The 22,746-nt window shown below is 71.4% G+C and carries 22 protein-coding genes and 2 pseudogenes; 13 read left to right on the top strand and 11 right to left on the bottom strand.

The genetic code is table 11. The features are described 5' to 3' along the window. Positions 1-70 precede the first annotated feature (70 nt). From ACMATS_RS04320 to ACMATS_RS04300, 5 genes are all read left to right on the top strand, one after another. Positions 71-1,597, top strand: a complete 1,527-nt coding sequence (locus ACMATS_RS04320) for an MFS transporter (RefSeq protein ID WP_414166940.1) — start codon at positions 71-73, stop codon at positions 1,595-1,597. Next, positions 1,594-2,220 (top strand): TetR/AcrR family transcriptional regulator, encoded by a 627-nt coding sequence (locus ACMATS_RS04315; protein ID WP_390778772.1) that lies wholly within the window; start codon positions 1,594-1,596, stop codon positions 2,218-2,220. Before ACMATS_RS04320 ends, ACMATS_RS04315 begins: the two co-directional genes overlap by 4 nt. A 75-nt stretch (positions 2,221-2,295) precedes the next feature. Beyond that, the gene (locus ACMATS_RS04310; protein WP_336412195.1) at positions 2,296-2,766 is read left to right on the top strand and encodes a DIP1984 family protein; all 471 of its coding nucleotides are present in this window, start codon (positions 2,296-2,298) and stop codon (positions 2,764-2,766) included. Between the two features lie 267 nt (positions 2,767-3,033). Further along, positions 3,034-3,582: a hypothetical protein gene (locus ACMATS_RS04305; protein ID WP_414166939.1), complete on the top strand. Its 549-nt coding sequence runs from the start codon at positions 3,034-3,036 to the stop codon at positions 3,580-3,582. Positions 3,583-3,720: 138 nt separating this feature from the next. Beyond that, positions 3,721-4,404, top strand: coding sequence for a DNA/RNA non-specific endonuclease (locus ACMATS_RS04300; protein WP_414166938.1), 684 nt, complete (start codon positions 3,721-3,723; stop codon positions 4,402-4,404). Positions 4,405-4,488: 84 nt separating this feature from the next. Here the strand turns inward: ACMATS_RS04300 and ACMATS_RS04295 are convergent, their stop codons facing one another. The 6 genes and pseudogenes from ACMATS_RS04295 to ACMATS_RS04270 all read right to left on the bottom strand — a co-directional run bounded on the left by ACMATS_RS04295 (position 4,489) and on the right by ACMATS_RS04270 (position 8,089). Further along, positions 4,489-4,815, bottom strand: coding sequence for a hypothetical protein (locus tag ACMATS_RS04295; RefSeq protein WP_414170872.1), 327 nt, complete (start codon positions 4,813-4,815; stop codon positions 4,489-4,491). 106 nt (positions 4,816-4,921) lie between these two features. Beyond that, positions 4,922-5,191 (bottom strand): annotated as a pseudogene (locus ACMATS_RS04290) (ETX/MTX2 family pore-forming toxin); the annotation flags it as partial. Positions 5,192-5,866: 675 nt separating this feature from the next. Further along, positions 5,867-6,835: pseudogene (gene hemC / locus ACMATS_RS04285) on the bottom strand (hydroxymethylbilane synthase). After that, a complete protein-coding gene (locus ACMATS_RS04280) occupies positions 6,832-7,308 on the bottom strand; it encodes an NUDIX domain-containing protein (protein WP_414166937.1) in 477 nt (158 codons plus the stop codon). The pseudogene hemC and the gene ACMATS_RS04280 overlap by 4 nt, the downstream one beginning before the upstream one ends. Then, positions 7,305-7,820, bottom strand: coding sequence for a hypothetical protein (locus ACMATS_RS04275; protein ID WP_414166936.1), 516 nt, complete (start codon positions 7,818-7,820; stop codon positions 7,305-7,307). Before ACMATS_RS04275 ends, ACMATS_RS04280 begins: the two co-directional genes overlap by 4 nt. Continuing rightward, positions 7,817-8,089: a hypothetical protein gene (locus tag ACMATS_RS04270; protein ID WP_414166935.1), complete on the bottom strand. Its 273-nt coding sequence runs from the start codon at positions 8,087-8,089 to the stop codon at positions 7,817-7,819. Before ACMATS_RS04270 ends, ACMATS_RS04275 begins: the two co-directional genes overlap by 4 nt. 102 nt (positions 8,090-8,191) lie before the next feature. Here ACMATS_RS04270 and ACMATS_RS04265 point away from each other — a divergent pair, with 102 nt between their 5' ends. Both ACMATS_RS04265 and ACMATS_RS04260 read left to right on the top strand, forming a co-directional pair. Continuing rightward, positions 8,192-9,520: a helix-turn-helix domain-containing protein gene (locus tag ACMATS_RS04265; protein ID WP_414166934.1), complete on the top strand. Its 1,329-nt coding sequence runs from the start codon at positions 8,192-8,194 to the stop codon at positions 9,518-9,520. Then, the gene (locus tag ACMATS_RS04260) at positions 9,517-10,344 is read left to right on the top strand and encodes a class I SAM-dependent methyltransferase (protein ID WP_414166933.1); all 828 of its coding nucleotides are present in this window, start codon (positions 9,517-9,519) and stop codon (positions 10,342-10,344) included. Before ACMATS_RS04265 ends, ACMATS_RS04260 begins: the two co-directional genes overlap by 4 nt. A gap of 96 nt (positions 10,345-10,440) precedes the next feature. On the opposite strand, the gene ACMATS_RS04255 is transcribed toward ACMATS_RS04260, so the two are convergent. Further along, positions 10,441-11,619, bottom strand: coding sequence for an FAD-dependent oxidoreductase (locus tag ACMATS_RS04255; RefSeq protein WP_414166932.1), 1,179 nt, complete (start codon positions 11,617-11,619; stop codon positions 10,441-10,443). 154 nt (positions 11,620-11,773) lie between these two features. On the opposite strand from ACMATS_RS04255, the gene ACMATS_RS04250 reads away from it, so the two are divergent. Beyond that, positions 11,774-12,370: a TetR/AcrR family transcriptional regulator gene (locus ACMATS_RS04250; protein WP_390778776.1), complete on the top strand. Its 597-nt coding sequence runs from the start codon at positions 11,774-11,776 to the stop codon at positions 12,368-12,370. Positions 12,371-12,599: 229 nt separating this feature from the next. On the opposite strand, the gene ACMATS_RS04245 is transcribed toward ACMATS_RS04250, so the two are convergent. Continuing rightward, a complete protein-coding gene (locus tag ACMATS_RS04245) occupies positions 12,600-13,859 on the bottom strand; it encodes an MFS transporter (RefSeq protein WP_414166931.1) in 1,260 nt (419 codons plus the stop codon). A 186-nt stretch (positions 13,860-14,045) separates the two neighbouring features. Between ACMATS_RS04245 and ACMATS_RS04240 the strand changes: the two genes are divergently transcribed. Genes ACMATS_RS04240 through ACMATS_RS04220 form a run of 5 tightly spaced genes read left to right on the top strand, consistent with a single transcriptional unit; the run spans position 14,046 to position 19,537 of the window. Beyond that, entirely contained in the window at positions 14,046-15,398 is a 1,353-nt protein-coding gene (locus tag ACMATS_RS04240; RefSeq protein ID WP_414166930.1) for a DUF6002 family protein, read from the top strand. 9 nt (positions 15,399-15,407) lie between these two features. Then, positions 15,408-16,352, top strand: coding sequence for an LLM class flavin-dependent oxidoreductase (locus tag ACMATS_RS04235; RefSeq protein ID WP_414166929.1), 945 nt, complete (start codon positions 15,408-15,410; stop codon positions 16,350-16,352). Further along, on the top strand, positions 16,333-17,082 hold the full coding sequence (locus ACMATS_RS04230) for a class I SAM-dependent methyltransferase (RefSeq protein WP_414166928.1): 750 nt from the start codon (positions 16,333-16,335) through the stop codon (positions 17,080-17,082). Before ACMATS_RS04235 ends, ACMATS_RS04230 begins: the two co-directional genes overlap by 20 nt. Then, positions 17,079-18,197, top strand: coding sequence for a hypothetical protein (locus tag ACMATS_RS04225; protein ID WP_414166927.1), 1,119 nt, complete (start codon positions 17,079-17,081; stop codon positions 18,195-18,197). Before ACMATS_RS04230 ends, ACMATS_RS04225 begins: the two co-directional genes overlap by 4 nt. Then, complete coding sequence (locus ACMATS_RS04220) at positions 18,194-19,537, top strand: hypothetical protein (protein WP_414166926.1); 1,344 nt, start codon at positions 18,194-18,196, stop codon at positions 19,535-19,537. Before ACMATS_RS04225 ends, ACMATS_RS04220 begins: the two co-directional genes overlap by 4 nt. Here the strand turns inward: ACMATS_RS04220 and ACMATS_RS04215 are convergent. The 3 genes from ACMATS_RS04215 to ACMATS_RS04205 form a co-directional block, all read right to left on the bottom strand. Continuing rightward, complete coding sequence (locus tag ACMATS_RS04215) at positions 19,527-21,029, bottom strand: M28 family metallopeptidase (protein WP_414166925.1); 1,503 nt, start codon at positions 21,027-21,029, stop codon at positions 19,527-19,529. The two genes, ACMATS_RS04220 and ACMATS_RS04215, sit on opposite strands and share 11 nt — an antisense overlap. Before the next feature lie 315 nt (positions 21,030-21,344). Next, a complete protein-coding gene (locus tag ACMATS_RS04210; protein WP_390778784.1) occupies positions 21,345-21,962 on the bottom strand; it encodes a TetR/AcrR family transcriptional regulator in 618 nt (205 codons plus the stop codon). Between the two features lie 82 nt (positions 21,963-22,044). After that, positions 22,045-22,740, bottom strand: a complete 696-nt coding sequence (locus ACMATS_RS04205) for a 4'-phosphopantetheinyl transferase family protein (protein WP_390778785.1) — start codon at positions 22,738-22,740, stop codon at positions 22,045-22,047. Positions 22,741-22,746 lie beyond the last annotated feature (6 nt).

Raw genomic sequence — 22,746 nt, 5'->3', positions numbered from 1 at the left:
GTTGCGAGTCTGCCTCCGCCCGATGTCATCATGTGATGACATCGCTTGGTGACATGAACTGGGGGCAACCGTGGAGTACGGGGAACTACGGGGGACGACCTCCCCCTCCGCATGGCGGCAGCGGGCTCTGGTGCCCGTGCTCGTCTATCTGGGCATGGTCGTGGCCATGGTCAGCAGTCTCGGCGCGCCGCTGGTGCCGCGCATCGCCGTCGTCGACCACGTCTCGCCGGCCACCGCCCAGTGGTCGCTGACCATCGCCCTGCTCGTCGGCGCCGTCGCCACCCCCACCATGGGGCGCCTCGGCGACGGGCCCCGGCGCAGGGCCGTGATCCTCGGCGCGGTGGCCGTCGTGCTGGCCGGCAGTGTGCTGGCGGCGCTGCCGCTGGGATTCGGCGCGCTGCTCACGGGCCGGGCCCTGCAGGGCGTGGGCCTCGGGCTGATACCGCTGGCCATCGCCACCGCGCGGGAGAGCCTGCCCGCCGAGCGCTCGCGGCCGGCGGTCGGGGTGCTGTCGATCACCCTGGTCGCCGGAGTCGGCCTCGGCTACCCGGTCACCGGGCTGCTCACCCAACTCTTCGGCCTCCACGCCGGGTTCTGGCTCGCGGCCGTCATCAGCGCCGTCGCGCTGGCCGCCGCCGCGCTCGTCCTGCCGCCGACGCGGCACCTGACGCCGCAGCCGCTGGACGTGTTCGGCGCGGTGCTGCTCGGCGTCGCGCTCGCCGGAGTCCTGCTGGTCCTCGGCGAGGGGGAGTCCTGGGGCTGGGCCTCGGCCCGCCTGCTCGGACTGGCCGGGGCGTCGGTCGTCCTGCTGCTGTGGTGGACGGTGCACGAACTGCGCACCCCGCACCCGCTGGTGGACCTGCGGCTCGTCCGGCACCCGGTGGTCCTCACCGCCGACGTGACGGCCGTGATCGCGGGCCTGGGCATGTACGTCCTGATATCCCTGGTGACCCGCTACGCGCAGACCCCGGCGACGACGGGCTACGGCTTCGGCGCCTCCGTCGTCGTCACGGGCCTGATCCTGCTGCCGTTCTCGGCCGCCAGCGTCGTCTCCAGCAAACTGGCAGCCGTCCTCGCGCGCCGGGTGTCGACCCATGCCGTGCTGCCGGTGGGCTGCACGGTGTCCCTGCTGGCCATGGCGGTCTTCGGCTTCGCGCGCGACAGCCTCTGGGAGCTGTTCCTCGCGATGGGCATCGCCGGGCTCGGCGTGGGCTGCACGTTCGCTGCCATGCCCGGCCTCGTCGTCGGCGCGGTCCCGGCGCACGAGACGGGCAGCGCCATCAGCTTCAACCAGGTCCTGCGCTGCGTCGGCTACTCCGCGGGCAGCGCGCTGAGCGCGACCGTCCTCGAGGCGCACACCCCCGTGGGCCGGACGCTGCCCACCGCCGACGGCTACCAGACCGCCGCCCTGCTGGGATGCGCCGTGTGGCTCGTGACCATCGTGGTCACCCTCGTCCTGCCCGCGCGCTCCCGAGCAGCAACAGTGCAGGTGACGGCGGGAGAACAGACCGTCGCCGGTGCGGTATCGCACAACGACAACCCCGCGCCCGTGGCCGGCCCGGCGCGGTGCGCACCCGACGAGCGGAGATCCCCATGAGCCCCGAGCACCAGGCGCCGTCCGGGGGCCGGAAGACGGCGGCGGCCGCCGCCCCGCAGCGGCGCCGCGACGCCGTCCGCACCCGCGAGCGGCTGCTCGACGCGGCACGGGAGCTGTTCGCCGAACGCGGCTTCGACCGCACCACGACCCGCGAGATCGGGGAACGCGCGGGCGCGGACCCGGCGTTGATCGCCCGCTACTTCGGCGGCAAGCCCCAGCTCTACCTCGCGTCGCTGCGCGCCGAGTCCGACCGGGCGGTCCCCGCCGACCTGCTCGACGAGGAGCGGCTGCTCGGCCTGCTGCGCAGGATCACCGACCACGGCCCCGGGCCGGTGACCCGGGCCACCGTGGTGCCCTACAGCGACCCCGTCGTCCAGGAGGCTGCCCGCACCCAGCTGTACGAGCGGCTGGTCGACCCGCTGAGCGAGCACTTCGCCCAGGACCGCGTCCCCCGGGCGCAGTTGCGGGCGGAGCTCGCGGTGGCGGCGCTCACCGGCATCGTCCTCGCCCGCGACGCGGGCGCGCTCACGGAACTCTCCGCCGCCGACCCCGGCGAACTCCTCGGCCTCGTCCGGACCTTGCTGGGCGCGGCGGCGCAGCCTGCCGGCGACGCCACAGCCTGATCGAAAACCAGGTGCGGTGGTACGGGACCGCCACGGATACTCGTGCGAGCTCACGGAGGGCGGGAGGAGGAGACCATGAAACTTGCCGAGGCACTGGCCGAACGCGCCGAGGCGACGCGGCGCGTGGAGCAGCTGCGAGCGCGCGTCGTCGGCAGCGCGCGGTACCAGGAGGGCGAGACGCCCGCCGAGGAGGCGTCCCGGCTGCTGGCCGAGGCCGGTGAGGTGCTGGACACCCTGGAAACGCTGATCCGGCGGATCAACCGGACCAATGCGGCAGTGCAGATGGGGGAGGACGGCACGCTCACCGACGCGCTCGCGCGCCGGGACGTGCTGCGGCTGCGCCACGCGGTGGTCACCGCGGCGGCGGACGCGGCGGCGGGCACGGGCGAGCGGGGATACGGCCGGCAGCTCCGGTCCGAGCTGATGATGCTCTCCGCGCTCCCGGTGGCGGAACTGCGTGCCCAGGCGGACGTCCTCGCACGGGAGATCCGCGAGATCGACACACGGATCCAGCGGACGAACTGGGAGGCCGACTTGCTGGACTGACCGTTTCCGGCAAGTTCAAGCGCAAGCGCAGGACGATGTGGAGCAGGTAGCCGTTTCCGGAGGCGTGCACACACCGAGGGCCGGCGGTTTTCCGGTCCACTCCTGGTGCGTGAAGAGCAACGCGGGGGTTCGACTCCCCACCGACAACGCAGCTCAGCAACGCGTACAGGTAATGGTGCACACCGCACAGCACATCACCACGTGCAGATCCGGGGCGGCGAGGGTGGGTTCGGGGCTTTCCACATCGCAACGAGGGGCGGGCGGGGCATGACCATGACCAGAGCGATACGGGCACGGCTCGGGGCGGCGCTTTCGGCGACGGCGCTGGCCCTGCTGGCAGCCGGGTGCGGAACGCAGCGGCAAGGGGAGGACACTGCTGCGGCCGCGCCGTCGCGCACCGTGACGAACTTCCCGTGCCCCGAGGAGAGTCCCACGTCCGCGCAGCTGCCGACGATCCCGGACACGCCGCCCACCGACCACTACGCCGAGAACCACGGCTTCATGGTTCCCCTCCCGCTGCACGGCCGACGCCGCTGCGAAGGGCTGGCGGCCGTCGCACGCGTCAAGGACGCGCTCGAACCACTGCGCAAGCGCAGTGACTTCGCCCCGGAGAGCACGCGCACCGCGCTCGGCGGCCTCGGTTACGCCGCCGGGAAGGTGCAGGTGTACCAGGACGGCCCCACCGGGGTCGGATTCCTCATCGACGCCTCGCCGTTGTGCGTGGAGGGCACGATGAGCCGCGACGCCACCCGGGCGGACGCCTTCGGCGGCTACCCCGACCACTCCGGCTGTGACCAGCCCACCGGCGGCCACTGAACGCCGCCGTCCCCTTCCCGGTCGCGAATCCTCTCTCACGCCCTCGGGCTGCGCGTCAATCGTCTGTTGATTCACGGGTGGTGCACTGCTCGGCGGTCACTCCGGCCACGAGCACGGCCACGAGAGAGGAAACGTTTCATGACCGTACGATCCGCATCACCCGCGCACCTCCGCCATCGGCTCTGGGCCGCCGCCGGACTGGCGGGTGCCGTGACCGCGGGCGTGCTGGCGACCCCGGCCGCTGCGGCGACGACCGCGCCGTCGGCAGCGGGAGCAGCCGCGGACTACCCGTGCGTGCAGTACCTGACGGCCTTCCAGGGCCAGACCGTCCGCGCGACATGGACCTACCACATCGACGCCCAGGGACGGCCCGAGTGGGCACGGGCCGGCACCCTTTCCGCCGGTACCTCGCCGCGCACGAAGTGCGAGACGACGGTGGGGAACATGGGCGGCACGGGCTATGACGGCGGCCATCTGATAGCCAGCACGCTGAAGGGCGTCAGCAAACGCATCAACCTGGTGCCGATGCGGCACTCGGTCAACATCGGCATCTACAAGATGTTCGAGAACGGTGCGAAGAAATGCCTGAAGGCCCCGGGCATGCAGGTCACCAACTACAGCGCCGTGGCGCACTACCCGGCAGGGCCGTCCGTGGTACCCGACAGCTTCACCGTGTCGATGCTGCCGAGGAAGAAGGGCGCGGTGAACAGCACGATCAAGCTGGACATCCCCAACAAGGATCTCTCCCCGCAGAAGGCCGCCGGACTCAAGAGGGTGCTCAACACCGGCCTCGCGGCGAACAAGTGCGGCACCGTCTCCTGAACATGTCGAAGCCGAACGGGGGTGGGGTGCTGCCCGGAACGTTCCGGGCAGCACCCCGGCGCGGAGCGCCTGTTCCCGGATGCGTCAGTGTTGGGTCACCCAGGTACGGACGACCTTGGGGTTGACGCGGACCGGGATCGAGTACGCATGACCGGACCGCACCGCGGCCTGCGGCACAGGCTTGTTCCAGTCCGGGAGCGGAACCGGGGCGTCGACCGTCACCGCGATGTCCGCACCCGTGACGGTCCGGTACGTGCCGACACCCGGAACCGAGACCGAGTGGTGGCCGCTGATGCCGAACCCTTCCGGCAGGTTCCCGTAGGTGCCCCCGTGGGAAGCGGCTATGGCCAGGTCGAACACCGAGTAATTCTTGCAGTCCTTGTTCCCGTCCTGGTCGTAGCCGTGCTCCATCCCCCACGTGATCCAGGAACCGTCGGGCTTCTGGGGGGGGGGACGAGTGAATGCACTGCGTGAAGTTTCCGTTCAGGTCTCCCTTGATGTCGACCTTCCCGGTGCGGACGGTGCGGGTCATCGTGCCGTACACCTTGACAGAGGAATGAGGCGGTACGGGAATTCCCGTCTGGCTGGGGATGGTGACCTCTATTTCTTCGCTCTTCGTCGTGGAATTCGACGTCCCCCACGTGAATGTCGTGCTGAGCACATCGCTGACGTTGACCAACGGGCCGATCTTGATCTCGGCACTGGCCGTATTGCCCGTGCTGACCTGTCGGGTCACCTCGCTCGTGACGGAGTTGGTGTACCTCCTCGTCAGCGGACCGCTGTTCATCTGGAGTGTCTTGTCGGTCTTGTTGATCAGGGTTGTGGAGACGTCGTCCGTGATCGGCACTCCGTCCTGCACCGACATGACGGCCGGAGGGCCGTCCGGTGTCACCTCAAGGTTGGTGAAGGTGACACCGGAGGTGTTGGTCCCGATTCCGTCGTACCGGGCTCCGATGCCGCGCGGTCGGCAGCCGGCCTTGTCGCAGACCTGTCCGTACGGTTCCGGCGAACCCCAGTGCTGCGCGTGATCGGCCTGCTTCGCCGCCCACTCGGCCGGGTGTCGGCGTGCGCGGTGCCCGGCACCGCAACGACGGCCATTGCCGCCGCGATTGCGGCAGCCGTCGAGAAACGGACCGTCTGCTTCTTGGATATGTGAAGTCTCATCTGTTTTCCCCTCGCTGCATTCGCAGCGGGAAACGCATCCGGCCGTAATCGGCGGATACGTCGAGCGAATTGACACAAGAGAAAGATAGTGTGCAGATCGCCGACCTTCGGGAGGGCTTGGCGGCGACTTATGGGGCTTTAGCGAATACCCTTCCGGTATTTACGCGCCATAGTCGTCATGGGCTCTTCCCTGCCCCAACCACCTGAAGCTCCCCGCTTGTCAGCGCTTCAAGGCCAAGGACCGCGACCAGTACTGCGCATCGCGGAGGGAACGCTGTGGATCACCGGCGCGACAGTATCAGTGCGGGATCCCCTCGATGATGTCCCGCGCCCCCTGCCGCAGCAGTTCGGCGCAGACGCGGGTGCCGAGGGTCGCGGGGTCGTTGTCCATCTCGCCCCAATAGTGGGCGTGGACAAACTTGGAGCTGTCGCGGGAGAACACCATGCCGCGAAGGGAGAGCTGGCCGTCGGGATCGGTGGCGCAGTGCCCGGCGATGGGGCTGTTGCAGTGCCCGCGCAGACCGTGCAGCATCACGCGCTCGGCAGTGGTCTCGGTCATGGTCCGTTCGTGGTTGAGCTCGGACAGCAGACCGGCAACGGCTCCGTCGTCTTGACGGCACTCCAGACCGAGTGTGCCGGCGCCGACTGCAGGCAGCATTTCGTCCACGGTGAACACCTGACGGCCTCGGTGGGCAATACCCAGCCGCTCCAGTCCGGACGTGGCGAGCACCATGGCGTCGAGCCTGGTGTCGGTCTTGCGCGTCCCGTCGAGCTTCTCGACGCGGGAGCCCACGGCGCCACGGACCCGTACGACGCTGAGGTCGGGGCGTACACGGTTGATCTGCGCTTTGCGGCGGACGGCCGAGGTGCCGACGACGGCTCAGGGCGGAAGGTCGTCCAGCATCTGGCGCTCGGAGCCCTCCGGGAAGAGGAGGACGTCGCGGACGTCATCGCGGGGAAGGTACGCGGCGAAGATCAGCCCTTGCGGCAGCGGCCGGTCCCCCGGCACGTCCTTGACGCAGTGCACCGCCATGTCGACGGCACCGCGTTGCAGCATCTGATCGATTTCCTTGACGTACAGGCCCTTCCCGCCCAACTGGGCCAGGTCGCCCTGCCACTTGTCCGCTTCGGTGGTGACGGGCAGGACCTCGATGTTCAGGTCGGGCTCGTGCTTGCGGAGAAGTGCGGAGACCTGCTCGACCTGGGCGAGCGCCATGGGGGAACTGCGGGTGCCGATACGCAAGGGACGGTCGGGGAAGTCGGTCATGGTGTCCTCTCCTGGGGCCTGGTCTCAAGGTAAGTAGTCGGACGGGGGTACTGGAGCGGCCCCACGATGCGTGCGGCGATTCGCGGGTGCAGGAGTTGCAGCGCGCTGGTCGGCGGCTCCCACCGCCACGCGTCGATCTCGTCGTATTGCAAGGTGATGCGGTCGTGGTCAGCCGGGCTCAACTGCGGGCCGGCAAAGATGAAAGCGAGCCGATCGCGTCGCCCGGGCCCGGTGGCTTGCAGCCACTCGACGGCGAACAGATCGTGCGTCTGCACATCGAGGACCAGGCCGAGCTCCTCGCGGACTTCCCGGCGGGCCGCGTCGAGAGGCGATTCCCCGAGTTCGACCGCGCCGCCTGGCAGCGCCCGAGGTGCTTCCGGCTTCGTGGGGTGAACGATCAGCAGTCGGTCTTGGCGGTCCGTGATGAGCACGGAAGCCGTGATCGGGTGTCCCGGTGGCGGCGTGTTCGTCATGGCGCCAACCCCACCGACTCTCGCCGGTCCACGGCAGCGGTCGCCCCCATGCGGATGCGGTTGTGCGACAGCCCGTGGCCCAGGTACTCCTGCGTCGCCCTCTCATCGGTGTGCGGCGGGATGGGATCGAGCCCCAGCAGGATGCACACCGGGGTGCCCTCACTGACCATGCGCGACCATTCAGCGCCGACCGGTGGCAGACGCAGCGAATACGGGGCGCCTGCGATGGTGAGCAGAGCACCCGAGGCGCCCAGGAGTATCACGCGGTTGCCTACGTGGCGCAGGGTTTCGCACGGTTCGGTGAGGTCGAGCGCGGCGGACAGGCCGAGCATCTGCTGTTCGATGCTCTCGGCTGTCTCCCCTTGGCGACGGGCAGGCGGGTGTCCGATCAGCAGGAACGCCACGGGCCCGGCAGCGGTGTCTTCGACCCACGTGGACACCACCACAGAGCAGAGGAGACCGGGCGTGACGCCAGAGGCGCGGCCCGACGGCTCCGCAAGTGTGCCGTTCATCGTGTGCCCTCCCTCCGCACGCCCGACAGAACAACGAGGCGACGAACCACGAAGCGCACGGGCGGCCGGGTACACAGGGGCGTCTCACGGTCCTCCAGCGCGATGCTGATCACTTGGCCACCACCGGGTGACTGTTCTCCCGCGGGCGGCGTGCACACCGTGCGGAACACGCCTTCGTCGAGCACGGCGTCGCCTTTCCGAATGCGATCGGCCCGCACGAAGGCGAAGTAGCGCGTTTTACGGTCCTTGACCGTTCTTCCTGGCGGCATGGCTCCAGCCAACCCCCATCACTCGTCCGAGTCGGGAGCCTGGACGGGGGCCAGTCGGGGGCCACTATGGGGGCCAGCAGCCAACTGCCGGGAGGGCAACGGATGGCCGAGACAGGCATCGGGGCGCTGCTCGCTCAGCTGCGCGATGACCTCGGGTGGTCACAGCAGCGCGTCGCCGAGGAGTACAACAAGGCCGAAGGCCGCTCGGCCATGACCGGCAAGGAGATCGGACGGTACGAACGTGAATCCCGTGTGCCAACCTCCCGGACGCGGGGCTTCCTTGCCGTCGTCTTCGAGGTTGATCCACTGACGCTCGACCGCGCAGCAGGCATCACCAAGCGACGCAAGGCAGAGGGCCAGAGCCTCAACGTGCCAACGCCCCGGGACCGTCTGCTTGCCCCGCCTTCACGCCGCGCACTGGCAGCGGACGCTTCTGCGTCAGCCAGATTTTCGCGCTTCATCGCCTCGCGGAACACGGACGCCTGTGCGGTCGAACAGCTCGATGCCGAAGTCTTCTCCCTGGCCCGCCTATACGTCAGCCGTCCGGTCTCCGAGATGTACGCCGGAATCCGCGGCCTGCGCGACGAGGCGTTCGATCTGCTGAGAGGACGGCAGCGGCCACGGCAGACTTCGGATCTCTACGTGACGGCGGGACGCCTGTGCGGGCTTTCGGCCCACGTGTGCCTCGACTTGGGGGACTACGCGTGCGCCATGACCCACGCCCGCACGGCCTGGGCCTGTGCCGAAGAAGCGGACCACAACGGGCTCCGCGCATGGGTACGGGCGGTGCAATCTCTGATCAGCTTCTGGGACGGCGACCCGAGAACCGCCGCTGACTTCGCGCGTGCCGGCCAGTCCTTCCCGGCCCCCGGGACCGCAGGGGTCCGACTCGTCAGTCTGGAAGCCCGCGCCCTCAGCATGGCCGGAGACCGCGACGGAGCAACGGCCGCATTACGTCGAGCCGAGCACGCACGGGACTACCTGCGGAACGAGGGCGAGATGCCCGGCATGTTCGGCTTCCCGCACGCCAAGCAGTTGGCCTACGCCGGAACCACACACCTCTCGTTGGGTGACAGCGGCAACGTACGTCAGGCGATCACCTGCGCCGCTGCTGCTGTCGATCTCTACCGCGGCGCAGCCGCCGACGATCGCTCGACCGGAGACCTACGTGCGGCTCACCTGGACCTTGTCCGTGGTCACATGCTTGCGGGAGACGTCGACGCGGCCGAAGCCATGCTGACGTTCGTACTCGACAGCCCGCCCGCACTCCTCTCGGCAAGCATCCGTCGTCGGCTGAGCGGCCTTGCCGACGACCTCGCTGCAACCCAGTACCGTGGTTCGTCACGCGTCGCGCACCTGCGCGAACGCATCAAGAGCACGGCCGCGTCCACCGCACTGCCCGCCAACGACCCTCCGGAGCCGATGACGTGACTGACGCACCCGTACGGCACAACGCCGCCGTCACCAACCGCTCGCTCCTGTCCGGCAGCGCCTACAAGAGCGGACAGGACCTGTCGGCCCGGCAGTCGTTGTACAAGTGGCAGTCACCGCGCTACGACCTGCCCGGTCTGGTGACGGAGCAACTGCGGGAAATCCGCGGGACGGTGGTGGACGTCGGCTGCGGAAACGGCAAGTTCATCAACCGTCTCCGGCAGGACCGGCCCGACCTCCGACTACTGGGCCTCGACATCTCGGCCGGCATCCTCGGCGAAGTGCCCGGCCCCGTGGCCGTGGCAGACGCCGCACGGCTGCCACTCCGCGACGCCGGCACAAACGCCGTACTGGCCCTGCACATGCTCTACCACGTGGAAGACATCCCCGCAGCGGTCGCCGAACTCGGCCGGGTCCTGGCCGAGGGTGGAACCGTCGTCGCATCGACCAACAGCGACCACGACAAGTCGGAACTCGACGACCTTTGGCAGCGCGCATCCGGAGACGTCCTCGGCCGTCTCGGCCGTGATCGAGGCCCATCACGCATTTCGCTCAGTGCCCGGTTCTCACTCGAAAAGGCCCCGTCGGTACTCGGCGCCGCCTTCAGCGCTGTGCGCGTGGTCGAGCTGCCTGGAACCATCGCCGTGACGGACCCCGCGCCGGTCGTTGCGCACATGGCGTCGTACCGAGCATGGGCAGACCAGTACGAAGTACCCTTCGACGAAACGATCCAGCGTGCAGAGCGGATCGTCTCCCAACAGATCGAGGAGCAAGGCCGATTCGAGATCACGTGCCTCGGCGGCCTGCTGATCTGCCGCCGCTGAGCTGACCTGGGCTACCTTTCGAATTCCCCGCGTCAACGGGAATCGTAGAGGTCAGCATCACCTGTCATATGTGGCTCCGGCAACTGCCTGCCGGGCTCAACTGGCCTGAGCAGAACCCGAGTCAGGGACGGTGTCGACCGGCCAGAGGGTGTCGGGGAAGGCGGCCTCGTCGGAGTCGGTGTCGGGCATGAGGGTGGCGAGCATCTGCTGGGCCGTCTGCGCGTTGTCGACGGCGCGGGGCAGCATGACGCTCTCGTAGGCGTCGAGGGCCTCGTCGACGGTGCGATGGCCGATGACCGCCTGGGCGAGTTCGGCCCCGTCGAGCAGGGCGAGGTTGGCGCCGACGCCGGCGGGTGGCATCAGGTGGGCGGCGTCGCCGAGCAGGGTGATGCCGGGGACGCGCTGCCACGTATGAGGAACGGGAAGGACGAACATGGGCCGGTTGGTGAAGCCGCCCTCGTTGTCGCGCAAGACGTCCAGCAGGCTCTCGTGCCAGCCCCGGTACTGGGCGAGGAGGCGGGCGCGTACGGCTTCGGTGTCCGCGAGGTCGAGGCCGGCGTGCCAGTCCTGGGGGCCGCGGAAGCTGAAGTAGGCGCGGACGTGTCCGTTGCTGTTGCGCTGCAGGAAAAGGCTTCGGCGGCCCGCCTTCGCCGACATGGTGCCGTGGCCGACCAGGCGGGCGATGCCGGGGTGACGGTCGTCGACGTCGTCGAAGAGGGCTTCCACCATCGTGACGCCGGCGTAGGCGGGCTGGGCGTCGGAGAGCGCGGGGCGTACCCGGGACCAGGCGCCGTCGGCGCCGACGACCAGGTCGAAGTCCTCGGCGGTGCCGTCGTGGTGATGCAGGCGGACGGCGCCGTGGGCGAGCGGGGTGACGGACTCCACGGGGTGACCCCAGCGGACCGTGCCGGGGGCGAGGGAGTCCAGCAGGAGGGCGCGCAGCCGGCCTCGGTCGATCTCGGGCCTGCTCAGGTCGCCCTCGCCGGCCCGGTCGTGACGTATGAGGGTCGCGTGACGGTCGTACATGCGCCACTCCTGGCCCTCGGGCCGGGACAGGGCGAGGAACCGGTCGAGCAGTCCGGCTGCGCGCAGGGCGACCTGGCCGGTGTCCTCGTGGATGTCGAGGGTGCCGCCCTGCGAGCGGGAGTCGGGGTCGGTCTCGCGCTCGAAGACCGTGACCGGCAGGCCGTGCTGCTGCAGGACACGCGCGCAGACGAGGCCGCCGGGACCGGCGCCGACGATCGCGATGCGAGGGGTCGTAGGGGTGGTGGACATGAGGGCCACGCTCCGTTCTACGGAGGAAGAGGGTGAGTGCCTGGGCTGTGCCCGGGGTTCCACAGAAACACAGCCGCTCCAAAAGTGCAATCGCTCCGACTTTCCAGTCGATCCGTTTTACGATCGAATCCGCGCAAGGGGGTAGGGTGAGGGCATGACCGAGACGACGACAGGACGCCGCGAGCGCAAAAAGGCCCGTACCAGGCAGGCCCTGGCGGATGCCGCCATGCGGCTGTTCACCGAGCGCGGTTTCGACGACGTCGGCGTACGCGAGGTCGCGGAGGCGGCCGACGTCTCGCTGAGCACCCTCTTCAAGCACTTCCCCAGCAAGGAAGCCCTCGTCTTCGACCTGGACGAGGACGTCGAGAACGCCCTGGTCGCCGTCGTCCGTGACCGGGAGCCCGGCCTGTCCGTGCTGCATGCCTTGCGCGACCACATGGTGAACACCCATGCCACCGTCCGGCCCGACGACCCCTTCTTCGTCCTCGTCGAATCCACGCCCGCACTGCGGGATCACGCCCGGCGCATGTGGTCGCGCCACGAGAAGACACTGGCCGCCGCCCTCGCCGAGGCCACCGGCCTCGACCCGGACGCCCCCGCCGTCACCGGCCTGGCCCGCTTCGCCCTCGAAGCCCCCGGCATCGCGCGCGCGAGCGAGGATCCGGAGCGGACGGTGCGCGAACTGTTCGCGCTGTTGGAGAACGGCTGGGGCGCCACCCCATTGGCACGCGGCCAGGGCAGCGCCCTGTAGGGGCGCGGGGCTGTGTCGATGTGCGGCTCCGCCGCGTGGGCGCGATCAGCCAGGACGCATCCGCAGTCGAGGTTCCCCCAGCTACCTCCCCCAGCTACCGCTGGGGGTACCCCCAGGAGGTGCCCCCAGGGGTTGCGCCCCGGACCCCCGGGCTGGTGCGTCGGCTGCGGGCCGGTGGTGGCGGGTCGCGCCCACGCGGCGGAGCCGCACATCGACACAGCCCTGCCCCCTACCGGGCCCCCAACCGCCTCACCCCCGGCGCCAAAAGCGCCCCCGTCGTCGCGAGGACGACCACGTCCGCGCACCCCAGCAAGGCCACGTCCGCCCCGGCCGCCGCGGCGAGCGGACCGGCTGCGTACAGTCCCACCGGCGCGAACGCCAGGGAGCCGAACCAGTCGTAGGAGCTCACGCGCGACAGGGCCGCCGCCGGTACCTCCCGTTGGAGGGTCGTCGACCACAGCACCCCGAACACGTCCCCCGACACCCCGGCGAGGAACGCCGCCACGGCGGTCGGCCAGAGGGGGGCGTGCAGGCCCAGCAGCAGCATCGGCACCGCCGCCGGGAAGGTGGCCAGCACCGCGACGAGCATCGGGCGCCGTGGGCGCAGCCGTGCCGCCAGGGCGGCCCCCGCGATCGTGCCCGCCGCCTGTGCCGCCATCACCGTGGACCAGGCCCGGGCCCCGCCCAGGCCGTGCTCGCTCACCAGCGGGCCCAGTACCCCCGTCTCCGCGCTCATCGCCGCCACGACGAACGTGTACTGCAGCACCACCACCCACAGCCACTGGTGTGATGTGAACTCCCGCCATCCTTCGCGCATATCGGCCCATCCCGAGCCCCCACCCGTCCGCAACGGCCGTGGTGTGCGGATGCGGATGCGGATGCCTGCGATCAGTCCGGCTCCCGCGAGGAACGAGGCCGCGTTGGCCGCCAGCGCCCAGCCCGCGCCCACCACGCTGACCACCGCGCCCGACAGCGCCAGCCCCAGCAGCATGGCGGTGTTCATCCCCATGCGCAGCACCGCGTTCGCCTCCGTCAGCCGGTCCGCGGGCACGATCTCGGGGACCACGGCCGTCATCGCCGGGAAGAACAGCGCGGTCGCCAGCCCCGCCACCGTGGCCAGCCCGGCGAGCGCGGCCAGGGGCGCATGCCCCGTCAGTGTCATCGCCGCGAGCCCCGTGTAGGCGGCGGCACCGGTCAACTCCGCTGCGGTCAGCAGCCGGACGCGGGGGACCCGGTCGGCGATCACCCCGCCGACGAGGACGAACAGCAGCTGGGGGAGTGCCTGGCAGGCCAGGACCAGGGACAGTTCACCGGGCGTCGCCCCGGGCAGCCCCAGGACGGCGAAGGACAGTGCCACGCGTGCGAAGCCGTTGCCCAGCACGGAGACGGTGCGGGCCCAGGAGAGGCGGACGAAGTTGCGGTCCCGCAGCAGTGACGGGGGACCCGTGGGGTCCGCGGCCGGCAGGGACCGGAGGGAGGAGCGGCTCACGCCGTCAAGTGTCCGGCGGGGCACGGCGGACACGGCATCGGATACCGCCGCCGGAGGGCCCCGCAAGGTGGCCGGTAAATATCTGCAGGAACCGGAAATTCCGGAGATACACTCGACCACCGCACGCCCTCGGGGGACGGCTGATCTCGGCGATGCCGAGCCTGCCGGAAGGACGGAAGCGGGCCCATGGCGCCACGCAGGCGAGCTGTTCTGGACAACGCGATCGCCCACTACTACGACCGGATCCGGTCGGCGCTCGACCACGTCCGCGAGCACGGCACGGAGGGCGACGGGCCGGAGCAACGGCTTCCGCAACTCGACGACATCACACGGGAGTTCTTCGCCGTCTCCGGGATGGCCTCCGTCGTCCTCGGCACGCACCACGGCGTGCGGCTCACCCTCCTCGACCTCATGCGCAACCCCGGCACCCGCACCACCAAGACCTTCGCCTCCCTGGTCATCGTGGCGCGCGCCGTGCGCCACATCCGCGAGACGGGGGAGCGGCTGATGCTCCTCACCCCGTCGTCGGCGAACAAGGCCACCGCCCTGCGCGACGCCGTGCTGCGCGCCGTCGACGCCGGCCTCGTCACCCGTGACGAGCTGCGCATCGCCTGCGTCGTCCCCCGGGAGTCCGTCGGCAAGGTGTGGCACTCCCGTCTGGCCGCCGATCCCGGACTGCGCGAGCGCAACCCCGTCGTCGTGCACGACGGCCCCGGCGCCGCCGTGAAGGCCCTGGCACAGGAAGGCGCCGAAACCTGTGCTGCAGAGCTCCGGCGGGTGGCCGGAGTGCGCATCTGGCATACGCTCGACCTCGACAACTACCGTGCCGCGGACACCGTACGGGCCTTCTACGAGGCCGAGTTCCTCCCGCTGCCCGACGGCAGGATCCGCTGGCACTCGCACGCCGTCTCCAGCGCCTTCGGCCTGTTCGGCCACCACCTGGGCACCCGGCTCCTCGCCGCGGAGCCCGGCGCGCGGGACGACCCGCCCGGCTATCTCCTCGTCCAGCACCTGCGGACCCCCGACATGGTGCAGGACCTGTACGCCGGTGCCGCGTCACCCCCGTACCGCCGGCACCCGGTGAGCGGCCTGTACGTCCAGAACGCCAACCCGGTGTTCCCCGCGGCCGCCTTCGACCCCCGCGAGAGCATCGACCCCACCTTCTACACCGAGCAGCCGGCCACGGCGCCGCGGATGAGCGCGCTCATCCGGGAGCAGGGCGGCAGCGGCATCGTGGTCTCCCTCCACGAGTGCCTCGGCCGCTACGCGCAGGTGCGGGCCCTGGTGGCGCAGGCGGACGTGCACCTGCCCGCGGATCCACGGAAGTTGCGGGAGTGGTCGCTGGTGATGGTGGTGACGGGCACGCTGCTCGCCGTCGAGCGCGGACTGGTCCGCGCCGACGAGGTCGTCCTGCACGGCTCCGGCTCGTACGACGCCGACGACTACACCCCGCTGCCCCCCGACGCCCTCCGGCCCGCCGGACAGCTGGGCGAACTGTCCGACGCGCTGCACAAGGCCGCGGGCGTCCAGGACACGTGAGGCGGCCCGATGCGCACGGGAGTCGTCATCCTTCCCGAACACCCGTGGCCGCAGGCCCGGGAGATCTGGCAGGGCGCCGAGGAGGCCGGCTTCGACCACGCCTGGACCTACGACCACCTGACCTGGCGGTCGCTGCGCGACGCGCCGTGGTTCGGCTCGGTCCCGCTGCTGGCCGCCGTCGCCGCGGTCACCCGCCGGATCCGCATCGGCCCCCTGGTGGCCACCCCGAACTTCCGGCACCCCGTCGTCCTGGCCAAGGAGCTGATGACGCTCGACCACATCGCGGGCGGGCGCATCACCGCGGGGATCGGCGCGGGCGCCGACGGCTTCGACGCCCAGGCCCTGGGCGGTCCCGTGCTGCCACCGCGCGAACGCACGGGCCGCTTCGAGGAGTTCGTCGACCTCCTCGACCGCCTCCTGCGGCAGCAGGCCACCGACCACGACGGCGCGTACTACGCCGCCCGGGAGGCACGCACGGTGCCCGGCTGCATCCAGCAGCCCCGCATCCCCTTCGCGGTCGCGGCGACCGGGCCGCGCGGCATGCACCTGGCGGCGCGCCACGGTCAGGCCTGGATCACCGCGGGCGACGCGGCCCGGCCGGGCGAGCTGCCCGCCTCCGGCGTCCTGCCGCTGCTGGCACGGCAGACCCGTGCCCTGGACGAGGCCTGCACGCGGGCGGGCAGGGACCCGGTGACCCTGGACCGCATCGTCCTCGGCAGCCGTCTGCTCCCCGGCCTGACGGACTCGGCCGACCGGCTCACCGCCTTCGCCGCCGACTGCGCGGCGCTGGGCTTCACCGACCTCGTCCTCCACCGGCCCCGCCCGTCCGGGGTGTTCGCCGGACAGGCCGGGACGTTCGACGCGGTCGTCGCGGCCGCCCTGCCGCACCTCGCACGGCTCCGGCCGGCGCACGACGGGAACGGAGGCACCGCCGGTGGCGACGCACCACGATGACGACTACGGCAGGACGTTCGGCGACGTCTACGACGACTGGTACTCCCTGGACTTCGACGACGGCGCAGGGGCCGTCGAGGTCCTGGCCCGCTACGGGCGCGACGGCGGCGCCCTCGAACTCGGCGTCGGCACCGGCCGCATCGCCATCCCCCTCGCCGCGCGCGGCATCAGCGTCCACGGCGTCGACACCTCGCCCGACATGCTGCGGCGGCTCCGCGCCAAACCCGGCGCGCAGCTCGTCCGCACCGAACTCGCCGACATGACCGACTGCGACCTCGGCCGCCGCTTCGCGCTCGTCTACTCCGTCTTCAACAGCCTCTTCTGCGTGCCCGACCAGCGCCGCCAGACCGCCTGCTTCGCCGTCGCCGCCCGCCACCTGGCCGGCCCCTGCGGGCGCTTCGTCGTCGACCACCAGATCCCCGACGCCGTCGGCAGCGGCTCCTCCGTGCGCCACCTGCACACCGGGCCGGACCGCTTCCGCTTCTCCGTGGTCCGCTGCGACCCGGTCACCCAGATCATGGAACGCCAGACCATGGTCGTCGAGAACGGCGGCGTCACTCCGTACCGCTCGGTCATCCGCTACGTGTGGCCGTCCGAGATGGACCTGATGGCCGCGGCCGCCGGGCTGACCCTCGAAGACCGCTGGCCGGGCTGGCAGGGCGGCGCCGTACGGCCCGACACCCGGCGCTGCATCTCCGTCTACCGGCCCGTGGTCCAGGGGGCGCCGTGAACTCCCCGGCGCCGCCCCGCGCCCCGCTGCCCTCCCGCACCGCCCTGCACGCCCGGTACGCGTGGGACACCGGCCGCCGCCTGGCCCCCGTCCGCTGCGGCTGGGACGGCGCCCGCGGCCGCCACCGGCCCGTGCGCGCCCGCTCGCTGCCCGCCGGCCCCGTACGCCTGAGCTACGCGGGGCTGGGCGAAGGGCCGCGCCACGTCCTGGAGTTCCTGCGGCAGCAGGGCGTCCCCACCGCGGCAGCCGGCACCGACGACGCGCCCGCCGACATCCTGCTGCGCGGCACGACGGCCCGGACCGTGCCCGACCTGCCCCCGGCCACGCTCCTGCTGCCCTTCCGGGTGCGCCTCGTCGTCCCGGTCGGCGAGGGCACCGAGGCGCTGCACGCGCGGATCTCCCGGCGGGAGCGGCGCAGCTTCGCCGTCCACCGCCGGGAACGGGGCTGGACCTGGGAACGGGCCACCGGCCCCTGGGCGTTCGACCACTTCTACGAACGGATGCACCTGCCGACCATGCGCCGCAGGCACGGATGCGCGACCCGCAGCCTGCCGCCCGACCTCGCCTACGAATGCCTCTTCCGGCGCGGGGCGCTCTTCTTCGTCGTCGAGAACGGCACCCCGGTCGCCGGAGTGCTGTGCGCCCGCCCGGCGCACTCCCGGACCCTGACCATGCGGCTGCTCGGCGTCCTCGACGGGGCCGAGGAGCACTACGCGAGCGGCGCCGCCAGGGCGCTCACGCACTTCGCCCTGGAGTGGGCCTGCACGCACGGGATGACGCACGTCGACCTCTCGGGCTGCGAACCGTTCCTCAGCAAGGGCATCTTCCAGTTCAAACAGCGCTTCCACCCCGAATGCCGACTGCCCGCCGACCACTTCGGCGGCAAGCGGCTCGTGCTGCGCGTCGTCCGCGACACCCCGGGCGTGCGGGACCTCCTCGTGGCCAACCCGGTCGTCGCCCTCGCGGCGGGCGGCTTCGAGGCGGGCGGCTTCGAGGCCCTGTACTTCCATGACGCGGACCGGCCGCCCCGCACCGACCTGGCCTGGCAGTGCCCCGGCATCCTCCGCGCCCGGCACCTCGGACTGGACGCCTTCCTTCAGATGGTGTCCCGATGACGGGCCGTCATCCATGGTTCGGCACGGATGAGTTGCCTCCCCCCGCCCGGATCGGCGCCGAGGAGCTCCGGCAGACCTTCGTGCATGCGATGCGCGACGTGGGGTTCAACGGCGCCCAGGTCGCCACCCGGCCGCTGACCGTGCCGCCCGCCTCGGCCGCCGAACTCTACGCCGCCTCGGCCCGGTTGACGGCCCTCCTGCGCAGGGCGATCCTCGCCGCCGGCCGCAACCGTGAGGAGCGCATGGCCGCACTGGCGGTGGACGAGACCCTGCACCCGCTGTTCATCGACGACCGCAGGGAGGAGCGCCACTGTGCCTGCATGGCCCGCCCGGACGTGGTGATCGGGGCCGACGGACCGCAGTTCCTGGAGGTCAACGTGGGCGGCGCGGTCGGCGGCGCCGTGCACACCCACGTGCTCACCCGCACCTGGCGCCGCCTGCACGCCGACGGCCCGGACGGCGGGCGGCTCCCCTTCCGCAGCCACTCCCTCTTCGCCGAGCGCAGGCGGCTCTTCGAGTCCGTCTGCGCCGAGTCGGGCGCCGAACGCGGCGTCGCGCTGCTCGGCACCGTCCGCGACCTGCCGGGCGTGCACGGCACCCGCTACTTCGACCTGGAAGTGGAGCACCTGCGGCGGCACGGCTTCGCCGCCGAGTTCTTCGAACCCGAGGACCTGTACCACGGCCACGGCGCCGACGGCCGCTTCCGGTACCCCGTCGGGCTGCGGCACTTCACCGTCGCCGAGTGGCGGCACCACGGCATCGACCTCGCCCCGGTGCGCCGTGCCCTCGACGCCGGGTGCCTCTTCCTCGCCCCGCAGACCGCCTACCTCGTCTCCAACAAGAAGGTTCTCGGCTGGGTTTCGGAGGGACGGCCATGGATGACCGGCGCGGAACGGGAGTTCGTGCGCCGCTACCTGCCGTGGACCCGGGTCACCGGGGACCGCGAGGTCGTCTGGCACGGGCGGACGTACGGCCTGGGCGAACTGCTGGTGCGCAGGCGGGAGTCGTTCGTGCTGAAGAAGGCCGTGGGGATGTGCGGCGACGGCGTGCTCCTGGGTCCGTCGACCGACCCTGCCGTCTGGGCCGATGCCGTCGAGTCGGCCGTGCGGGAGGAGGACAGCGTTGCGCAGGAATACGTCGAGCCCGGCCGCTGTGCGGCCGGGCTCACGGACGGAACGGAGGCGGGGACGCGCCAGACGACGATCGCCCCGCTCCTCGGCCCGTACATCGTCGCCGGTCGGCCCGCCGGCTGCCTCGTCCGCTTCTTCGCCTCCGGCGAGAGCGGGATCGTGAGCATGTACGGGCACGGGGCGCTGGTCAACGTGCTGGTCAGTTCCTGACCGGCTCGTCGAGCGAGCTCAGGTCGTGGGCGTAGGTGCCGACGGCGTGCGCGATGACGTCGATGTTGGTGTCGAAGGCCTTGAGGTCCAGGTTGCGGAGGGTGTCGCCGGTGGCGTGGTAGTGGGGGTCGTAGGCGGTGCCGGCCGTGCCGCCGTAACGCCGGGCCTGCTCCTCGGTCTTGATGCCCTCGGCGCCGGTGAAGGTGCCGCCGGCCGGGATGCCGGCCCCGATGAACGGCCCGTAGTCGGACCGGCCGTCGAAGTCGGTGCCCTCGTGCGGCTGGTGGCGGCGGTCCAGATAGCCGTTGATCAGCCGCTCGATCTGCGCGGAGCCCTTGGGGCCGGGGCCCGAGCCCTTGTGGTCGGAGTCGTCGCCGTCGTAGACGAACTCGACCGGGTTGGGCGAGGCGATCATGTCGAAGTTGAGATAGAGGGCGATCTGCTTCCGCTGCTCGGCGTCGAGGTGGGATACGTAGTAGTCGGAGCCGAGCAGGCCGAGTTCCTCGCCGGACCACCAGGCGAAGCGGACCTTGTTCGCCGGCTGCCGGCCGGGCTTGCGGGTCTCCTTCGCGAGCTTGAGCGCGACCTCCAGCAGGCCCGCGGAGCCGGAGCCGTTGTCGTTGATGCCGGGGCCCGCGGGCACCGAGTCGAGGTGGCTGCCGAGGGCGACCACGTGGTCGGCGCTGCCGCCCCTGGTCTCGGCGATGACGTTGCGGGTCTGCTTCCTGGAGTGCTCCTGCCGGATGTCCAGGTGCACCGTGACCCCGTCCTTGGCGGCCGCGGCCAGGGCCTCGCCGTCCGCCCGGGAGACGCCCGCGGTGGGGATGCGGCCCTCGGCGGGGCTGCCGAAGGTGCCGTGCACGGCGCCCTGGCCGTCGTTGTCGTAGATGACGGCGCCGACGGCCCCCGCCCGGGCGGCGGCGGCCTGCTTCTCGGCGAAGGTGCAGCCGCCGCGCTCGACGAGGGCGATCCTGCCGGTGAAGGCGCCGGTCGCGTAGTCGTCGGGGGAGCAGCCGGGGTCCTTGTCCGCGCGGGCGACGGCGACGGGGGCGTCGATGCCGCCCTCGGGCGTGGACGGGGAGAAGGTGAACGCCGACACCGTGAGGTCGCGCGGCTGCGGGGAGACGACCGAGAGCTTCTCGGTGAGCGTCTTGGCCTGCCAGATCTCGAAGTTCTGGTACGAGACGTCGTAACCGGCCTTCTTCAGCAGGGAGGAGACGTACGCGGTGGAGGCCTCGTGGCCGGAGGTGCCGGCGGCGCGGTTGCCGCCGTTGGCGTCGGCGAGCTGCTGGAACTTCTGCAGATGGCGGTAGGCGCTCCGGGCCGAGGACGTGTGGACCAATCTGTCCGCCAGCTGCCGGGCCTGTCTGTGCTGACGGTCCGCCGTCGTGGGACGCGCCTCGGCGGACGGGGCGGCGGCGAGCAGCAGGGGGGTGGCGACGGCGGAGGCGACGAGGGCCGCTATCGCCCGGCGGCGGTGGGGTACGCGCACGGGGGTCCTTCCGGGCAGGGGATCGCCGCGGCCGGGTGCGCCGCGGCTGGAACCGACCGTACCCAGGTGTGTGTAGGTCGCATCCGGATCGGGGGCGCCTGACACGGGATCGCCACATGGCGGACACGCTCGCGCCTCGTAGAGGGGCGCCCCGTCAGGGGCGCGGGGAACTGCGCGACCGGCCACGACGCGCCCGCAGCCGAGGTCCCCGGGGCTTCGCCCCGGACCCCTGGGGTAGCGCGTCGGCTGCAGGCCGGTGGGGGCTTGTCGCGCAGTTCCCCGCGCCCCTTACGGGGCACGCCCCCTGACGGGGCGTCACGTACCCGGCAGTCGCGGCGGCGAAGCCAGGGTCGCGTCCACGACGCGGCGGACCGTCTCCTCGTCGAGGCTCTTCTCGGAGAACAGGCTGCGGAAGAGCATGGTGCCCGCCCAGGAGTCGAGGACGAGGGAGACGTCCGTGTCCGGTGGGAGCAGCCCGCGTTCGACTGCGCGGACCACGACCTCGCGGGAGGCCGCCTTGCGGCCCTCGATGAGGTCCTCCTTCAGGTGCCGCCCGAGTTCGGAGTTGTCGGCCGAGTCCGCGACGAGGGCGAGGAGCACCGCCCGCAGCTTCGAGGAGCCGAACAGCTCGGCCAGCGTGCCCGCGACGGCGAGCAGTTCGGCCCGGCTGTCGTCGGTGGCCGCGCTCGGCACGGCGGGCAGCTGGTCGCGGACCGCGTCGAGCACGAGGGCGGCCTTGTTGGGCCAGGACCGGTAGATCGTGGCCTTGCCCACGGAGGCCTCCGTGGCCACGCCGCCGATGGTCAGCTTGGTGTAACCGTGCTGGGCGAGCAGGCGCAGCGTGGCGGCGAGGATGCGCCGGCGGGCGTCGAGGTCCCGCCGGTGTTCGCCGGTGAAATCGGTTACTTGCTGGAGAATCCTCTTCTGTCCCATCAGCGCTGCTCTCTCATGCTGGTGCCACGGGCCGTCGAGGCCTCGCCGGATGTGAACGATACGGATCGTTCTGTTGCGGATGTTAACACCGGCGCAACGTTGGCATGTTGCAGGTGTTCAAATTTTCAAGTGCCGGAATGCCGGAGGTCAGCGCGGTGCCGCAGACGGTGCCCTGGTCGGCGCCCCACTGCAGCACCCAGCGGCCGGCGTGCTGTACGGGGATGTCGGCCGGAAACAGGCCGGACGGTGTCTCGATGTGGTGCAGGGTGCCGAGGGAGGCCTCGCCCAACTTGACGATGCACTCCTTGTACGTCCAGCGCAGGGCGAATGCGACACCCGGCCGGGTGTCCGCGACGACGGCCGCCGCTTCCGCGGCGGTGAGCGCCTGACGGCACACGGCGGCAGAGGGCGCGCCCGGCCGCACCGCCTCGGCGTCCACCGCGACGTCGCCCTCCCCGGCGACGGCCGCAACATGGCCGCGCGTATGGCTGAGACTGACCGAGATTCCGGGCAACTCCGGAACGTAGGGCCGCCCGTGATCCGATCCGCCGCACCCCGGGCACAAGTGACGCAGTGTCAGTGAAGTCGGAGGCACTCCGGCGACCCGCGCCGCGCAGGACCGCACCAGCAGGTGCGCGGCGACGTAGTCGTCCCGGGCGGCGGGGGAGCGGAAGCGCCCGGCGCGGGCGTGCTCGGCGGCGGTGAACGCGGCACGGACGTCCTGCAGCCGGTCCAGCACGGCGGCGGATTCCCCGGCCAGCACCAGGGCGCTTCCCAACAGCCC

It is taken from the genome of Streptoverticillium reticulum (assembly GCF_047456005.1).
Classification (GTDB): Bacteria; Actinomycetota; Actinomycetes; order Streptomycetales; family Streptomycetaceae; genus Streptomyces; species Streptomyces reticulum.
This window is presented reverse-complemented; position numbering and strand designations above follow the sequence as displayed.

What these genes read in the sequence shown, in the direction of transcription:
- ACMATS_RS04315 (WP_390778772.1), top strand. Translation starts at nt 1,594, where the DNA reads ATGAGCCCCGAGCACCAGGCGCCGTCCGGGGGCCGGAAGACGGCGGCG.
- ACMATS_RS04310 (WP_336412195.1), top strand. Translation starts at nt 2,296, where the DNA reads ATGAAACTTGCCGAGGCACTGGCCGAACGCGCCGAGGCGACGCGGCGC.
- ACMATS_RS04305 (WP_414166939.1), top strand. Translation starts at nt 3,034, where the DNA reads ATGACCATGACCAGAGCGATACGGGCACGGCTCGGGGCGGCGCTTTCG.
- ACMATS_RS04300 (WP_414166938.1), top strand. Translation starts at nt 3,721, where the DNA reads ATGACCGTACGATCCGCATCACCCGCGCACCTCCGCCATCGGCTCTGG.
- ACMATS_RS04295 (WP_414170872.1), bottom strand. Translation starts at nt 4,815, where the DNA reads ATGGAGCACGGCTACGACCAGGACGGGAACAAGGACTGCAAGAATTAC.
- ACMATS_RS04280 (WP_414166937.1), bottom strand. Translation starts at nt 7,308, where the DNA reads ATGACGAACACGCCGCCACCGGGACACCCGATCACGGCTTCCGTGCTC.
- ACMATS_RS04275 (WP_414166936.1), bottom strand. Translation starts at nt 7,820, where the DNA reads ATGAACGGCACACTTGCGGAGCCGTCGGGCCGCGCCTCTGGCGTCACG.
- ACMATS_RS04270 (WP_414166935.1), bottom strand. Translation starts at nt 8,089, where the DNA reads ATGCCGCCAGGAAGAACGGTCAAGGACCGTAAAACGCGCTACTTCGCC.
- ACMATS_RS04265 (WP_414166934.1), top strand. Translation starts at nt 8,192, where the DNA reads ATGGCCGAGACAGGCATCGGGGCGCTGCTCGCTCAGCTGCGCGATGAC.
- ACMATS_RS04255 (WP_414166932.1), bottom strand. Translation starts at nt 11,619, where the DNA reads ATGTCCACCACCCCTACGACCCCTCGCATCGCGATCGTCGGCGCCGGT.
- ACMATS_RS04250 (WP_390778776.1), top strand. Translation starts at nt 11,774, where the DNA reads ATGACCGAGACGACGACAGGACGCCGCGAGCGCAAAAAGGCCCGTACC.
- ACMATS_RS04240 (WP_414166930.1), top strand. Translation starts at nt 14,046, where the DNA reads ATGGCGCCACGCAGGCGAGCTGTTCTGGACAACGCGATCGCCCACTAC.
- ACMATS_RS04235 (WP_414166929.1), top strand. Translation starts at nt 15,408, where the DNA reads ATGCGCACGGGAGTCGTCATCCTTCCCGAACACCCGTGGCCGCAGGCC.
- ACMATS_RS04220 (WP_414166926.1), top strand. Translation starts at nt 18,194, where the DNA reads ATGACGGGCCGTCATCCATGGTTCGGCACGGATGAGTTGCCTCCCCCC.
- ACMATS_RS04210 (WP_390778784.1), bottom strand. Translation starts at nt 21,962, where the DNA reads ATGGGACAGAAGAGGATTCTCCAGCAAGTAACCGATTTCACCGGCGAA.